General features: G+C 37.4%; 15 protein-coding genes. 13 read left to right on the forward strand and 2 right to left on the reverse strand.

All coding sequences use genetic code 11. The features are described 5' to 3' along the window. Positions 1 to 60 precede the first annotated feature (60 nt). On the forward strand, positions 61 to 672 hold the full coding sequence (locus tag PFY09_RS17590; RefSeq protein WP_076392787.1) for a TerD family protein: 612 nt from the start codon (positions 61 to 63) through the stop codon (positions 670 to 672). Between the two features lie 248 nt (positions 673 to 920). Further along, positions 921 to 1,895: a TerC/Alx family metal homeostasis membrane protein gene (locus tag PFY09_RS17595; protein ID WP_408640192.1), complete on the forward strand. Its 975-nt coding sequence runs from the start codon at positions 921 to 923 to the stop codon at positions 1,893 to 1,895. 727 nt (positions 1,896 to 2,622) lie between these two features. Here PFY09_RS17595 and PFY09_RS17600 read toward each other — a convergent pair. Further along, positions 2,623 to 3,624: a catalase family protein gene (locus PFY09_RS17600; RefSeq protein ID WP_271160556.1), complete on the reverse strand. Its 1,002-nt coding sequence runs from the start codon at positions 3,622 to 3,624 to the stop codon at positions 2,623 to 2,625. Between the two features lie 226 nt (positions 3,625 to 3,850). Between PFY09_RS17600 and PFY09_RS17605 the strand changes: the two genes are divergently transcribed. From PFY09_RS17605 to PFY09_RS17620, 4 genes are all read left to right on the forward strand, one after another. Next, on the forward strand, positions 3,851 to 4,288 hold the full coding sequence (locus PFY09_RS17605; protein WP_087708965.1) for an FKBP-type peptidyl-prolyl cis-trans isomerase: 438 nt from the start codon (positions 3,851 to 3,853) through the stop codon (positions 4,286 to 4,288). A gap of 185 nt (positions 4,289 to 4,473) precedes the next feature. Next, a complete protein-coding gene (locus tag PFY09_RS17610; protein WP_271160557.1) occupies positions 4,474 to 5,424 on the forward strand; it encodes a hypothetical protein in 951 nt (316 codons plus the stop codon). A gap of 64 nt (positions 5,425 to 5,488) precedes the next feature. Continuing rightward, the gene (locus PFY09_RS17615) at positions 5,489 to 5,899 is read left to right on the forward strand and encodes an Rrf2 family transcriptional regulator (protein ID WP_108411735.1); all 411 of its coding nucleotides are present in this window, start codon (positions 5,489 to 5,491) and stop codon (positions 5,897 to 5,899) included. A gap of 59 nt (positions 5,900 to 5,958) precedes the next feature. After that, complete coding sequence (locus PFY09_RS17620) at positions 5,959 to 6,609, forward strand: NAD(P)-dependent oxidoreductase (protein ID WP_271160558.1); 651 nt, start codon at positions 5,959 to 5,961, stop codon at positions 6,607 to 6,609. 74 nt (positions 6,610 to 6,683) lie between these two features. On the opposite strand, the gene PFY09_RS17625 is transcribed toward PFY09_RS17620, so the two are convergent. Next, complete coding sequence (locus PFY09_RS17625) at positions 6,684 to 7,691, reverse strand: M23 family metallopeptidase (protein WP_271160559.1); 1,008 nt, start codon at positions 7,689 to 7,691, stop codon at positions 6,684 to 6,686. A gap of 228 nt (positions 7,692 to 7,919) precedes the next feature. Between PFY09_RS17625 and PFY09_RS17630 the strand changes: the two genes are divergently transcribed. From PFY09_RS17630 to PFY09_RS17660, 7 genes are all read left to right on the forward strand, one after another. Continuing rightward, positions 7,920 to 8,957, forward strand: coding sequence for an NAD(P)H-dependent glycerol-3-phosphate dehydrogenase (locus PFY09_RS17630; RefSeq protein WP_185206691.1), 1,038 nt, complete (start codon positions 7,920 to 7,922; stop codon positions 8,955 to 8,957). A gap of 371 nt (positions 8,958 to 9,328) precedes the next feature. Beyond that, positions 9,329 to 10,834 (forward strand): malate dehydrogenase (quinone), encoded by a 1,506-nt coding sequence (gene mqo, locus PFY09_RS17635; protein WP_271160560.1) that lies wholly within the window; start codon positions 9,329 to 9,331, stop codon positions 10,832 to 10,834. 85 nt (positions 10,835 to 10,919) lie between these two features. After that, positions 10,920 to 11,321 carry a hypothetical protein gene (locus PFY09_RS17640; RefSeq protein WP_108411637.1) on the forward strand — a complete coding sequence of 134 codons (402 nt, stop codon included), beginning with the start codon at positions 10,920 to 10,922 and terminating at the stop codon, positions 11,319 to 11,321. A gap of 121 nt (positions 11,322 to 11,442) precedes the next feature. Then, positions 11,443 to 12,000 carry a DUF1684 domain-containing protein gene (locus PFY09_RS17645; protein WP_271160561.1) on the forward strand — a complete coding sequence of 186 codons (558 nt, stop codon included), beginning with the start codon at positions 11,443 to 11,445 and terminating at the stop codon, positions 11,998 to 12,000. 3 nt (positions 12,001 to 12,003) lie between these two features. Beyond that, the gene (locus PFY09_RS17650; protein ID WP_087708978.1) at positions 12,004 to 12,477 is read left to right on the forward strand and encodes a GNAT family N-acetyltransferase; all 474 of its coding nucleotides are present in this window, start codon (positions 12,004 to 12,006) and stop codon (positions 12,475 to 12,477) included. Between the two features lie 148 nt (positions 12,478 to 12,625). Continuing rightward, entirely contained in the window at positions 12,626 to 13,435 is an 810-nt protein-coding gene (locus tag PFY09_RS17655) for a glucose 1-dehydrogenase (RefSeq protein ID WP_271160562.1), read from the forward strand. A 328-nt stretch (positions 13,436 to 13,763) separates the two neighbouring features. Next, complete coding sequence (locus tag PFY09_RS17660; protein WP_271160563.1) at positions 13,764 to 16,421, forward strand: MGH1-like glycoside hydrolase domain-containing protein; 2,658 nt, start codon at positions 13,764 to 13,766, stop codon at positions 16,419 to 16,421. The last annotated feature ends 25 nt before the right edge of the window (positions 16,422 to 16,446 follow it).

Genomic DNA, 16,446 nt, shown 5'->3' on the forward strand with positions numbered 1-16,446 from the left:
GGTAAATGGGCTAAAAAGCAGCCTATTTACAATCACAAAATAAAACAAAAACTTAAAAAAATGGCTATTAACTTACAAAAGGGTCAGAGAATAAACCTAACGAAGGAAAACGGAACCACGCTTACACAGGCTTGTGTGGGAATCAACTGGGGAGCAATCGAGAAGAAAGGATTCTTCGGAGGCGTTACAAAAGAAGCAGTAGATTTAGACGGAAGCTGTATTTTATACGATTCCAATAAAAACGCGACAGAAGTAATCTATTTCGGGAATCTGAAGTCTAAAAACGGTTCGGTAAGACACAGCGGAGACGATTTAACAGGAGATGTAAATGGAGATGACGGTCTTGACAATGAGGTGATTACTGTGGATTTCAGCAATCTGGATTCCAATGTAGAACACGTTGCTTTGGTTCTGAACAGTTATAAAGGTCAGGATTTCGGTACTATTCCTTTCGCATCCATCAGAATTTATGAAGGAACGCCAACCAACGTAAGAGAAGTTTTTGCAAAATATGATATTGCCAATGATGCATCTTTCAAAGGTCATGTTGCCATGGTAATGGGCGTTTTCTACAAAAGAAACGGAGAATGGAAGTTCAACGCGATCGGAGATCCTACAGCAGACAGAAAATTACAGGAAACAATAGAAACTGTAAAGCAGAAATATTTGTAAAATATTAATATTCAATAGGAACGGGCTTTAGCCCGTTTGCATTAAAAATAAGTTTCCAATCCGGCTTTAGCCAAAACTTATTAACTGTTGAATGAAATTTTAAAATAAAAATAAAATTTAGCAATACTTGTATCCGTACAAATATTGCTTTTATCGTATAATAAGCACATTTAAAAGTGGACAAACATCAAGGTATTTTAGATCTTCATCCCGGTCTGGTTTGGGGATTTGCGATAACAGTAGTTATCATGTTGCTTCTGGATTTAGGAGTTTTCAACAAAAAAAGTCATGAAGTTTCTTCCAAAGAAGCTACAATCTGGTCAATCGTATGGATCTCACTGTCTATGGTATTCTCCGGTGTGGTTTATTGGGTTTTCAATACAGACGGAAGTCCCGAAAGTCATGCTTTGGCAGTGGAGAAATTCACGCAGTATCAGGCGGCTTACTGGATTGAGAAAGCACTTTCGGTGGATAACTTATTTGTATTCATTCTGGTTTTCGGGTTCTTTAAAGTTCCGAAATACCTCCACCACAAAGTTCTTTTCTGGGGAATTATCGGAGCATTGATTTTCAGGGCAATTTTCATTTTTGCGGGCGTTGGATTAATCAACCTTACTTACCTTCCTGAAATGAATATTTTCGGACATCCGGTAAAAATCAATATTGTAATGACTTTATTCGGGTTGTTCCTTGTGTATGCAGGAATAAAATCGTGGGGCGACGGAGACGATGATGACGAAGAAGATTACAGCAATACAGCAGGAGCACGACTGATTAAGAGATTCTGGAAAGTTTCAGACAATTACGTGGGCGACAAATTTTTCACGGTACAGAACGGAATAAAAATGGCAACCCCGCTTTTGGTTGTTGTAGCTGTAATTGAGTTTACGGATGTACTTTTTGCAGTAGATTCCATTCCGGCAATCTTCGCGATTTCCAATGATCCGTTTATCCTTTACACATCGAATATTTTCGCAATTTTAGGACTAAGATCGTTGTATTTCCTGTTGGCGAATTTCATTCATATGTTCAGCAAATTACCTTACGGTTTGGCAGTTATTTTATCGTTTATTGGAGTAAAAATGCTGATTGCACCATGGATTCATATTCCGTCTCCGGTTTCTTTGGGAATCGTTGGAGGAGTTTTGGTAATTTCAGTGATTTTATCCCTGATTTTCCCCGATAAAAAGGATGACGAAGACCAAGAGAAAATTGAAGAATAAGATCAGTTCTTATTAAAATAGAAAGGCTTTACACAATTTGTAGAGCCTTTTTTATTATTTTATTTTTAGGAGCTGTTTCGCGCTTTCCGCACTCGCTATTTTAAGCTTTTGGGCGGCGCGGCTTTGCCGCGCCGCCCAAAAGCTTAAAAATGAGCTCAAACAATTGCTTCAATCGCGGCTAGGAAAATAGTCTGTATTTCAATATTTGAATTACCCAGTACAGTTTGTCATCCTTTAGAAATCTCAGCAGAATTAAAAAAATAGCGTGGCAAACACGATTTTAGTCTTCATAATTATCATTCAATGAGTGAAATCAAAGATTCGACGAAGTCACCGTTGCGAATAAAAAATACCCACTAAAATGTAAAGCAAAATCTGGTGAAAATTGTGTTAGAATTAAAATAGATTTCTCCTAAAATCAAGAGCCGAATAATCTCCTAATTCAATAAATAGATTGCGTTAGAAATTAAATAAAATAGATTTCTCCTAAAATCAAAGAGCCAAATTATCTCCTAATTCAATAAATTGCTATCATTTGCTGAGTGAAGCGCCGTTTCAAACAAAAAATACTCCCTACAATGTAGAGCAAAACCTAGCGAACATTGCGTCAAAAACTAAATAGATTTCTCCTACGTCAAACAACTACTGGCAGTAAACTTTGAACATAAAACACTAAACTAAAAAAAAACCATTCACTTGCAAACCAAAATTTACCATTCACTTTTCATTATTTGTTATATTTCAACAGCTTATTGATTTTCCGCCTCGTCTGTACAGAAACCTTATACGCTTCATCGCGGAGCTTTTGAATTTTTCCGACGGGCTGAAAGAAAATCTTACTTTCAAAAGGATTAAAAGAAAGCAGCTCACTGTCGCAGGAATTTGGGTTCAGAAGATTGTTTTTTTCAATTTTCACTTCCCCGATTTTAATATAAGGCGAATTTTTCCATTCGACATTAAGTTTATTTACAGGCTGATCTTTCAGGTCATAGCAAAGCTGAATAAGAACATCTGCCGTGAAATTTTCTTCTTTCAGATAACGTTCCACAGCATTTTTTACCTTTAATTTCTTCCCGAAATGTTTGTTGACAGATTGCGGTTTGATTTTAATTTTCATCATATAATCTCCCAGTCTGTACACACCGACAGAATGAAAATCAAATGAAAGAAAAAAATCATTTCTCTTCCTCCAGAGTCTGAATATATTTTTAACAAATGAAGCCGTAACAGTTGAGGGAATGACTTTTAAAATCTGCATCAGTAAAGAAAAAGAACTCCATTTTTTTACAAAAAAACGATTAACGGAAGTGAATAATTTTAGAAATGTACTCACCGAGTTAATCGGAAACAACGGAAAATTTACCAAAGGAAAATTGGCAATCACGTTTCCTTTCTCATCATTAATTTTCACGGCAAAACCATATGCAGGAACATCTCTTTTTCCCTTCATTACTTTTAAATGGGCGTTGGAGAGACGGATGATCAGATCATATTTTTCTTTATCGAAATACGGTTTCAGTTCTTCGGGAATGCTTTTATCAATCAGAAAAGTTCCTTTCGTAACAGCGTATGTTTTAGCATGAGCATTTCTCGTTGCGTAATGAACATCACTCACGGAAGGCGACTGCTCAACAAAATCCGTAATGCTTTTTTTATTGATTTCCAGAAGCTGCTTCTCTTCATCAGTCAGTCTGTCGTATTCCTTTTTATAGGGTAATGGATTGGGCATTTAGTTTTTAAGTCCAATTATAACGCCAAGTTTCGGAAATCCTATTAACAGAATATTAATGATACTTGAATTTTTTAAGCTGAGTTAAAGATGCAAAAAAAATAAAATTTAATAAATTGAAAACTAATGATTTATATGTTTTGAAAATTTTCTATGATTAAAAAACTTCCATCTTCCGGCTATCATTTTCCGGCACAAAGAACTATCTTTGCAAAAATTATCAATTATGGGAGTAGCAGATATGTTATTTAAACGTAAAAAAGAATTGGCAGAAAAAAACCTGAAAGACGGTCAGGAATATATGGCAGAATATGGCAAGAGAGAAAGCGTTGTAGAATTGCCGAGCGGATTGCAGTATGAAATCATTACGGAAGGCGACGGCGAAAAACCGGGTCCTAGATCTACCGTAAAATGCCATTACCACGGAACTACCATCACCGGAAAAGTTTTCGACAGTTCTGTAAAAAGAGGAACTCCGGCTTCATTTCCATTGAATAAAGTAATTAAAGGATGGACGGAAGCACTTCAACTGATGCCTGTAGGAAGCAAGTGGAGATTAATTCTTCCTCCGCATCTGGCTTATGGAGATCAGCAGATCAGCAAAGAGATCGGTCCGAATTCTACGCTTATTTTTGAAGTAGAATTGCTGGATATCAAGAAATAGTTTTATTAAAAATAGCTTAAAAATTTACCTGTTATTCGGGTAAATTTTTTTATTTGCGTAATTTTACCTTTCAAATTAAACAAATATTGGGTTTGAATTTGAAATAATGCAGTTCTTATAAAATTTTCTGCAGGTTTGTAGCTTACAGATGTATAAGAATCCCGAATCACAGAAAACATCGATCAATGAAGAAGATAATTTACTTTGTAGCATTCAGTATGTTGCTTACTTCCTGTGTATCAAGGAAAAATCAGGCAATCAGACAAAATATTCTAACGCTTCGGGATAGCTATTGTAAAGCGCCTTTCAAATACAATTACGGTAATAAACTGCCTTCCTATAATTCAGATTCTATTATTAATGCCAATAAAGAATTAAGAGATAAATTTTCGGATCAGAGTATTTTGATTCTGAATGCTTTAGATAATCTGGATGAAGTTCATGAGATCATGGAGCTTAAAAAAGACACTTCTCTGGAGTCTCAGGTAAAAGTTTTACAGCTAAAATCCAAAATCAACAGCAAAATAACCATTGCTTTAACCGAGCTGGATGCGGTTGCGGCAGAATTCGACTGTGAGGGGGAAAGAGTAGCGCAGATCGGAAATTATGTGGATAATTTAAACGATTCCAGAAACAATAAACTTATTCTGCTTTCGATTGTAACCGGAGCCGCGGCTTCGGTAGCGGGAGGAATTGTAAAGGATAATTCATGGAGTAATGCCATAGATATCGGAGGAGGAGTTTTGGGAGCAGGATTCGGTTTGGCAACTTTAAATCCGAAAGGTAAAAAAGTAGAATTTATCCATCAGAGAAATCTGCTAAGAGATGTATGGAATGGCAAATTACAGTCACCTAACTTTCCGCCGTTTATCTGGTATATGTACACCGAGAAAAAATTTTCCAACAGAGAGCAGCAGTCAATTATTTCGAGCATGAAAGATCGATGGCTGCATTACCAATTTGATGATGATAAACAACGTGCGGATGAATCTGTAATTTTCAGTGACGGGGGATTCTACCGGTCGGATGATCTTCATAATCGGGCGGCAATGCTTAACCAGATGCAGTCGGCAACCAGAACCATCAATCAGAATATTAATTATCTGCTTCTGGATCTGGATCGTCTGATTCTTTAACAAATTTTAATTGTAATAATTTTTGTTACATTAAAAAATTGTATATCTTTGCTGAGTAATTATAATGAACAACACAAGATTTGCCACGGCAATACATATCATGACTTTATTGACGGAAAGTCCACAGGACTGGCTTACCTCAGAATGGATTGCAGGAAGCATCAATATCAATCCTGTGATTGTTCGTAAAGAGCTTGGTGTGTTAAGAGAAGCAGGTTTAATTACAAGCAGACAGGGAAAAGAAGGAGGGAGTCAGCTGGCAAAAAGTGCAGATTCCATACGAATTTCTGAAATCTATCTGGCTGTGAAGAACACCGAAGTTTTAGGAAAGAAAAACAATAATCCCAATCCGGTTTGCCCGGTCGGAAAAGAAATTAATAATCATCTTAAAAATTTGTTTTCAGAAACCGATCAGTTGGTTTTGGATTTTTTAGGAAATAAATCCTTAAAACAGTTCAGCGAACAGTTTAAATAAAATTTTTTGCTTAAAAATGTAACAAAAATTATTACAATTAAATATAAAAAATAAACAGTATGAAAAAAGTAGCAGTAATAGGGGCAACAGGTTTTGTAGGAACTCAGGTTGTAAATGAATTATCCAACAGAGGATATCAGGTAGAAGCCATTGTAAGAGATGCTTCAAAAGTGGAGCAGAACGAAAAAGTAACGGCTAAAAGTGTAGATGTAAATAATGTAGATGAATTATCAGAAGTTTTAAAAGGAAATGATGCCGTAATCAGTGCTTTTAACGCAGGCTGGACCAATCCTAATCTTTATGATGACTTTCTGAATGGTTCCGTTAATATTGAAAAAGCAGTTGAACAATCCGGCGTAAAAAGATTTATTACTGTTGGAGGAGCAGGAAGTCTTTACATTGATGGAAAACAACTGGTAGACGGATCAGATTTTCCTGCAGAAATAAAACCTGGGGCAACTGCGGCAAGAGATTATTTAAACAAAATTAAAGAAAATGAAACCTTAGACTGGACATTTTTCAGTCCGGCAATAGAAATGCATCAGGGAACCGCAGGCGTAAGAACCGGAAAATACAGAACCGCTCTGGAAAATCCTGTTTTCGATGAAAACGGAAGAAGTATTCTTTCCGTAGAAGATGTAGCGGTGGTTTTGGTGGATGAACTGGAACAGAATAACCACATCAGAGAGCGTTTTACAGCAGCCTACTAATTTTTTTAAGATATGTTTTAAAAGTTTCGGCGGCACCTTTTGTGCCGCCGAAACTCTATATTTTAACTCTCATTTTAAAGATTCATAAACAACTTCGGATTTACCGGAGTATTGTTCTTATGTACTTCATAATGAAGATGAGGTCCTGTAGAACGACCGGAATTCCCGGATTTGGCAATCACCTGTCCTACTTTCACTTTATCGTTTACTTTAGCGACCAACTGCGACAAATGTCCGTAAAGAGTTGCCAGTCCGTTTCCGTGAGAAACGATCACACAGTTTCCGTACCCTCCTTTCTGTCCGGAAAAAATAACCGTTCCGGCTGCAGTTGCCACGACATCCGATCCGTAAGCAACGGCTATATCCAGTCCTTTATGAAACTGCATCTGATCTGCTTCTGCAGGCGCATTGTTTTTCTCGGCAGGCTTTTCAGATCCGGCTGCAACAGATTTTGCTGACGAAGCAGGAACCGGAGCAGCAGAAGTCGTTTTTGGTGTTACCATTACCTTTACTTCTCTTTTATTTCCGTAGCTGTCTGTTACTTCTATAATTTTTTCCACGGGTTCAGCTTTTACTTCCGGAGCTGCGGCTGCAACGGCAGCGGGTTTTGCAGCACTGCTTTTTACGGAGGCTAAAACGGTTTTAAAAGGAATAGGATTTTTTCTCACTCCGAAATTAGACGAAATATAACCTTCAGTAGGCATTCCCAAAGGAACTTCCAGTAACTTTTTCTGAAGATTCATCAGATATTGGCTGTATCGGTTTGCCTGTTTTGCCAGATAAATAGAGTTGGAGATACTGTCTTTGCTCAGAATAGTAACTTTCTCGTTGGGAACATCCTTAGATTTAAGGAAAGAATTCAGCTCTGCTACGGTTTGATCCACCAATGTAAGATCAGTTTTCATTTTCAGATAATCTACACTGTCTTTTTCAGTGTTTATTTTTACAAGGTTTACTTCATAATTTTTGTTGTCTTTTTCCGAATACAACTTCGCAATGAAAATACCTTGCGCAAAAACTACTAATAAAAGTCCTCCTAAAAGCACATTTATGTTCTTTTTACTGCTTAGAAATTTCTTCATTTTTCTTCTCTTAGTATAATTACAAAACGGTTTTAAGCCTGCAAATTTAATTAAAAATAAACTTTCAGGCTTATTTTTAACAAAACTTTAGTTTTTTCTGTAATTAACGGTCGATTAGATATTTAATTGTGTTGAAGTGTTAATTTTGTCTAAATTTGGTTTTTATCATGCTCCGAAAATCCTTCTTTCCGTCTTTGTTTTAATATATTTGCAGTTCACATTTCTATTATGGCAAAAAAGAAAACAAATATAGAATCGAACCCGAAGAAAAGCAAAAATGATGTTGCGGTAGGAGTAGTCGGAAGTGGAAGTTTTGCGACTGCTATTGTGAAAATGCTTGTAGAAAACTGCAAAGTCGTGCACTGGTGCGTAAGAAATGAGTACGTAAAAGGAGCGATCGAACAGAGAGGTCATAACCCGACTTATCTTACAGCAGTTAATTTCAATCTTAAAAATTTAAAGCTTACCACAGACATCAACGAGCTTGTTTCTGCGTGTGATATTATTGTCTTGGCAACGCCGTCGATCTATCTTTCCGATACGCTGGATAAAATGACTTGTGATTATCAGAATAAAATTTTTGTTTCTGCCATTAAAGGAATTATTCCGAAGGTAAATGATGTCGTAGCACATTATTTAAGAGACGAATTTAAAATAGGCTTCAGGAATCAGGCAGTTATTGCAGGACCTTGTCACGCAGAAGAAGTGGCAATGGAAAGACTGTCCTATCTTACCGTTGCAACCGTAGAAGATGAAGTTTCACAGAAACTGGTGGATATTTTCAATTCAGATTTTATTAAAATGCATTCCAGCAAAGATATTTTAGGAAACGAATACAGTGCGATTCTTAAAAATATTTTCGCTATCGGAGCCGGAATTGCGAGTGGTTTAGGATATGGAGACAACTTTACCGCGGTTTTCGTTTCCAATGCGATCCGTGAAATGGAAACTTTCCTGGAAGCCATTTACGAAGCGCCGAGAGATGTTAACGAAAGTGCTTATCTGGGAGATTTACTGGTTACCGCGTATTCATTATTCTCCAGAAACAGAAATTTAGGAAATCTTATAGGAAAAGGATATACCGTAAAATCAGCAATCCAGTCGATGAACATGATTGCAGAAGGATATTATGCCGCGAATTCTATTTATAAAACGTCAAAGGAAAAAGGGCTGAAACTTCCGATTGTAGATACGATCTATGGAATTCTGTATGAAGGAAAAAATGCAGAAAAACAGTTTAAAAAACTCACCGCAAAACTCAATTAATTTTCAATTTTAAATAACACAAAAACATCAGAAATCTTCTTCTGGTGTTTTTTTATGTATAGAAATCTTTTTTTTATTTAGAGCTGTTTCCTGCTTTCGCTACTCGCTTTTTTAGGTTTTCGGCGGCGGCAAAGCCGCCGCCGAAAACCTAAAAAGAGCTCAGACATGCCGCTCAATCACGACTATAAAGTTGTCGGATCAAAAAAACGCGAGACAATAATCAACATTTCAGCATCACAGATTTTAAAACAGATCCATAATCCGACAGATTCTGTAAATTAATTTTTTTGATAAAACCCATATTAAAATCGTTTCACCAAACCCTATTTTAAGAAACTTTTCCCGAACTTTGACCTTATAAAATTTAAATTATGTCACAATCGCTTACAAGCAGAACGCCGAAACCAAAATACGACGTTGTTCTAATAGGTGGCGGAATTATGAGTGCCACTTTAGCTACCTTATTACACGAATTTGATCCTGAGCTCGAAATAGCTATTTTCGAAAGACTGGGACGGTTTGCCAAAGAAAGTACAGCAGTCTGGAATAATGCAGGAACAGGTCACTCAGCATTTTGTGAGCTCAATTATACCCCTGAGAAACCCGACGGAACAATCGATATTTCAAAAGCAGAAAGCATCGCCGAACAGTTTGAAATTTCAAAACAGTTCTGGTCTTATTTAATTACAAAAGGTTACATCAGCGAACCTAAGGATTTCATTAATTCCTGTCCGCACATGAGTCTCGTTTTTGGAGAAAAAGATGCGGAATATCTTAAAAAACGTCACGATAAAATGTCAGAATCCGTTCTCTTTAAAGGAATGGAATTTTCAACCGATCACGATAAATTGAGAGAATGGATTCCTTTGGTGATGAGCAAGAGAAACCAGTCGGAAGTAATGGCGGCAACGAAAATGGATATGGGAACAGATGTTAATTTCGGAACGTTAACCAGAAAAATGGGAAGACATTTGCTGGAAGATTCCAATGTTGAAGTTTTCCTGTACCATGAAGTAAAAGACATCGATCCGAAAGAAGACGGAACTTGGGAAATGAAAGTGAAAGACAGAATTCACAGCCACAAACAGGAAGTGGAAGCTGATTTTGTATTTATCGGAGCAGGAGGCTATGCTTTACCGCTGTTAGACAGTTCAGACATCAAAGAAAGCGAAGGATACGGCGGTTTTCCGGTTTCCGGACAATGGCTGGTAAGTCATAATCAGGAATTGGTGGAAAAGCATCAGGCAAAAGTGTATACACAGGCAACTGTGGATGCACCGCCCATGTCGGTTCCACATTTGGATCTAAGAATAATCGACGGACAGAAAGCTTTGCTTTTCGGACCTTTTGCCGGATTTTCAACTAAATTTTTAAAAGAAGGAAGCTATCTGGATTTACCTGAAAGTGTGAATACTAAAAATTTAAGATCGCTTTTCGGAGCTTGGTGGCATAATATTCCTTTAACCAAATATCTGGTTCAGCAGGTGGCAATGACGAAGTCCCAAAGAATTCAGCATTTGAGAGAATTTATTAAAGATGCCAAAGAAGAGGACTGGGAACTGAAAGTTGCCGGACAAAGAGTTCAGATCATTAAAAAGGATGAAAAACATGGTGGAAAACTGGAATTCGGAACCGAAGTAGTGGTAAATAAAAAAGGAACAATTGCTTCTCTGTTGGGAGCGTCTCCCGGAGCGTCAACAGCAGTGTATGCAATGCTGAACGTGCTTGAAAAATGCTTCCCCGAAAAACTTCATGGCGAATGGAAAGAAAAACTACTGGAAATGGTTCCTTCTTATGGGCAAAAACTGGCAGATCATCCTGAGCTTACAGAAAAAGTGAGAAATTATTCAAAAGAAAAATTACAACTCGAATATTAAAAAAAAGTGAGCGCTGAATAGTCAGTTTTTTAAATTAAAGTATTAAATTACAAACAATTGACTATTCACTTCTCACAAAGAAATTATGTCAGAAACACTTATAAAACCTGTGATCGTGAAAGAATTATTAGAATCCCTTCAAACCAAATTTGAGGAGGAACAGCAGGTTATTGTGCATTGCTGTTTTCCGGCATCACCCTTCTTTGGAAACCTCATCAGAATATGGCAGTCAACCTATCTTTTTGATAATCAGTCAGAACATCAGAGCAAACTTATTCATGCGGAAAACATTACCATTTATCCCAACTGGACTCCCGTTCCGTTTATGAAAGATTTTTGGTTCACCTTGGTGTTTTCAGGGTTACCGAAAGACTGTAAAAGCTTTGATTTAAAAGAAGTTATTCCGGAAGAAGGCGGATTTTTTGTAGAATCCATCAAAAGAAATTCATCAGACATTTACCGTGTGAAAATTTCAGAATCTTACTGAAAATTAATCCGCTGAATGGCTTATTTACCGTAAAATCTTTATCGTAAATCATAGTTTTAAGTTCATGAAAAAATACCTACTTATCTTTTTACTTTTTCCACTTCTGATATTTTCTCAAAAATTGTCAAAAGAAGAATCCGAAATTAAAAAATTTCAGAAAGAACTGAATGCAGAATATTTAAACCCGAAAGAAACACCTTTACGCGGCGATAATTTTAAAAATTTCAAACAGCATCCTTTCTTTCCGATCAATTTAAAATACAGAGTTACCGCAAAATTCGAGAAAACAGAAAATGCAGAACCTTTTGATCTTCCCACCTCTTCAGGCAAAACAAAACCTTACAGAGAATTTGGAAAAGCAACATTTCAGTTAGACGGAAAATCATATACATTAACGCTGTATCAAAGCTTAGATTTAATCAAACAGAAAAAATACAAAGACCATTTATTTCTGCCTTTCCGTGATGCCACCAATGAAAAAGAAACCTACGGCGGTGGAAAATATCTGGATTTAACCATCCCAAAAGGCAAAACCATTATTCTGGATTTTAATAAATCGTATCACCCTTACTGTGCTTACAACGCTTACGATTACAACTGTCCCGTTGTTCCCGAAGAAAATAAACTTCCGGTTGAAATTCGGGCAGGAGTAATGTATGAAGACATTTATCATCATTAAATTATGGTAAAATTAAAATTTTACGAACCGAAAGATTTTCCCGGAGTAAGCTATACTTTGGACGAACTGCAGTCACAATACACCGCAACTGCAGAACAGGCATTACAGAAAATTGAAGAGCGGAGCGACACCCTTGCTTTTCCCATCACCATTCTGGAAAATCATCATCCTGCCGGTTTTTTTGTGCTGGATTTCGGGAATGATAAATTAGACCTTACAGACAATCAGAATTCTACGTTATTGCGCTCCCTTTCTATAAATCCTGAATCGCAGGGAAAAGGAATCGGAAAAGCAGCAATGATCCTCCTTGACGAATTTGTTCGGGAACACTTCAAAGATTGCAGCGAAATCGTTCTTGCAGTCAACCAAAACAATAGTTCCGCTTACGAATTATACCTCAAAGTCGGCTACAAATTCGACGGAAAAACAAGAATGGGCAGAAGCGGAATACAATATCTGATGTACAAAAAATTGTAAAACAGAATTTTTGAAAAAATTATCGGTTCAATAGAAAAGAGTTTTTGCATAATCCTTAAAAATCAAACTTTAAGAAATTTTTAATTCAGAATTTTCATGTTTGGCGTGAAACTTTCACCTAAATTTGAGTAACATCAAATAATAAAACATGGAAATATCTCTTCACAATCAGGTCGCTGTCGTTACCGGAGCTTCCAGCGGAATCGGTTCAGGAATTGCAAAATCACTCGCTTCAGCGGGAGCAATAGTTATTGTCAATCACTCTTCGGAGCATTCGTCAGACGAAGCCAAAGCCGTTTTAAAGGAAATCACCGATGCAGGCGGAAACGGAATAACCTATCAGTGCGATGTTTCCAAAGAAGATCAGGTCGTTACAATGTTTCAGGATGTGGTTTCACAATTCGGAACAGTCGATATTCTCATCAACAACGCAGGTGTTCAGAAAGACGCAAAATTCACGGAAATGACACTCGATCAGTGGAATACCGTCATCGGAATCAATCTGACAGGGCAATTCTTATGTGCGAGAGAAGCCATCAAAGAATTTCTTCGCCGTGGTATCGATCCTTCACGTTCCGTTGCCTGCGGAAAAATCATTCACATCAGTTCCGTTCACGAAATCATTCCTTGGGCAGGTCACGCTAATTATGCTTCAAGCAAAGGCGCGATCAGAATGCTCATGCAGACTTTGGCGCAGGAATACGGAGCCGACAAAATCCGTGTCAATTCCATCTGTCCCGGAGCAATTCAGACACCTATTAACAAAGCCGCATGGAGCACCCCCGAAGCTTTAAACTCCTTATTAGACTTAATCCCTTACAACAGAATCGGTCAACCACAGGACATCGGAAATATGGCGGCATTTCTGGCAAGTGATCTTGCAGATTACATTACCGGAGCCAGTATTTTTGTAGATGGCGGAATGACAACGTTCGAAAGCTTTTCAACAGGAGGATAATTCTTTGGGCGCATATTTCCGGCTTTCACTACTCGCTTTTTTGTGCCTTGCTTTTTCCGGAGCTTACAAAAAGAGCTCAGACAGACCGTTCAATCCGGAGCGCATTGCAGCCGAAACATGAATGAACGGTATTAAAACAAATGAATTGTAAATGGTAAACTCGTTTCACTTGTCAATAAAAAATTTAAAGAAATAGTATTCCAAAAATAATTAAAACACCTTTGTTTATCTTAATTTAGAAGAAAAAAAAGATAGAAAAGCTTTGTCTGACTTTGCGATAAAATTTTTAATCATTTATCAGTAATCAACCATCACTTATCAAAACAGCATGAAAGAAAAAGAAAGACTGTCCGACGTTACTTGGAAAAAATGGGGACCTTACGTCAGCAACCGCGAATGGGGATTGGTGCGCGAAGATTACAGTGCAAATGGTGATGCATGGAACTACACCAATCACGACATTGCGGAAGCCAAAACCTACCGTTGGGGCGAAGAAGGAATCTGTGGAATCTGCGATGACCTTCAGAAACTTGTTTTTTCAGTCGGATTCTGGAACAAAAAAGATAAAATGGTGAAAGAACGCTTCTTTGGCCTATCAAACGGTCAGGGAAACCATGGTGAAGATGTAAAAGAATATTTTTACTATCTCGACTCTACGCCTACCCATTCTTATATGAAAATGCTGTATAAGTATCCTCAAAATGCATTTCCCTACGAAGATCTCATAAAAACCAACGCAGAAAGAGGAAAAGAAGATCCCGAATACGAATTAATTGATACCGGAATTTTCGACCAAAACGAATACTTTGATATTTTTATTGAATATGCCAAAGAAAGTCAGAACGATATTCTGGTAAAACTAACGGTCGTCAATAAATCAGAACAAGAAGCTCCGTTAATCATTCTGCCTACAGTCTGGTTCAGAAATACATGGAACTGGGGATATAATAATTACAAACCTCAGATGAATTCTGAAAATTCAGATTGTATCACGATTAATCATCACGATTTAGAAATCAAAAATGTATACGCAAAAAATGCTCAGAAAGTATTATTCTGCGATAACGAAACGAATAATGAAAGACTGTATCACTCTCAGAACCAGTCAAAATATACCAAAGACGGAATCAACGATTTTATTATCAACGGAAATTCCCAGTCCGTAAACCCAAAAGATTTCGGAACAAAAGCATCCTTTCTCATCGACGAGAATTTTAAGCCAAAAGAAACAAAAACGTTTGAATTAAGACTTTCGGATCAGGATTTAAAACAGCCTTTTCAGAATTTTGAGGAAATTTTTGTATCAAGACAAAAAGAAGCAGACGAATTTTATGCAGACATTCAGTGCGGAATAAAAACAGAAGACGAAAAACTGGTTCAGCGACAGGCTTTTGCAGGAATGCTCTGGAACAAAATGTTCTATCATTACAATGTGGAACGTTGGCTGAAAGGAGATCCTTCACAGGTTCCACCCCCAAAATCCCGTGAACACATCAGAAATTCTGAATGGAAGCACCTCAACAATGAACACATTATTTCCATGCCCGACAAATGGGAATATCCGTGGTACGCAACGTGGGATCTGGCTTTTCATACCATCAGTTTTTCATTAATTGATCCCGATTTTGCAAAACATCAGCTCAAACTGTTTCTTTTTGAGTGGTATATGCATCCAAACGGACAGCTTCCGGCTTATGAATGGGATTTTAGTGATGTGAATCCGCCTGTTCATGCATGGGCAGTTTTCAGGGTTTTTAAAATAGATGAATATCTGAAGGGTAATCCCGATCTGCAATTTCTGGAAAGTGCTTTTCAGAAACTTTTGATGAATTTTACATGGTGGGTGAATAAAAAAGACAACAACGGAAATAATATTTTCGAAGGAGGATTTTTAGGACTCGACAACATCGGTGTTTTCGACCGGAATATGCCGCTTCCAAACGGAGAACATCTGGAACAGTCCGACGGAACAAGTTGGATGGCAATGTTTGCTTTAAATATGATGAGAATTGCTCTTGAACTTGCTTTGTATAACAATGTGTATGAAGAACTGGCGATGAAGTTTTTTGAGCATTTTCTGGCAATTGCCAATTCTCTGGACAACATGGGAGAAGAATGTTTCAGTCTTTGGGATGAAGAAGACGAATTCTTTTATGATGCCATTGCTTCGAGCGACGGAGATCATATGTATCTGAAATTAAGGACAATTGTAGGACTTATTCCCATGTTTGCGGTTGAGGTTATTGATGATGAAATGATCGAAAAACTGCCGAATTTCAAGAAAAGAATGAAGTGGGTTCTGGAAAATAAACCGGAACTGGCATCTCTCGTTTCGCATTGGGAAGTAAAAGGAGATGAATCCAAACACTTACTATCTCTTTTAAGAGGTCACCGTTTAAAGAGATTATTAAGCAGAATGCTCGATCCGGATCAGTTTTTAAGCGAATTCGGCGTTCGTGCGCTTTCAAAAGAATATGAAGAAAATCCTTTTACCCTAAATCTCAATGGAACAGATTACAAAGTAAAATACACTCCCGCAGAAAGCGACAGCGGGCTTTTCGGCGGAAACAGCAACTGGCGCGGTCCGATCTGGTTTCCGATTAATTTTTTAATAATTGAAAGTCTGCAACGTTTCTTTTTCTATTACAGTCCCGATTTTTTGGTGGAATATCCTACCGGAACCGGAAACTATTCCAATCTTGACGAAATTGCAGAGGCTTTAAGCAGAAGACTGTCTTCATTATTTTTAAAGGATGAATATGGAAACCGTCCATTTAATTCCCAATATCCCAGATTTCAGAACGATCCGGATTTTAAAGATTATATTTTATTCTATGAATATTTTCACGGAGATACCGGTCGTGGAGTAGGAGCATCGCATCAGACAGGCTGGACAGGACTTATAGCGAAAATTCTGATGCCTAGATTTTCTAGAAAAAATATCGCAGAATCTGAGACTGAAACACCGAAAAATGTGGAATTTTAAATCAATAATATCTTACTTAACGCCA

It is taken from the genome of Chryseobacterium gambrini, from assembly GCF_027920505.1.
In the GTDB taxonomy this organism is placed as follows: Bacteria; Bacteroidota; Bacteroidia; order Flavobacteriales; family Weeksellaceae; genus Chryseobacterium; species Chryseobacterium gambrini.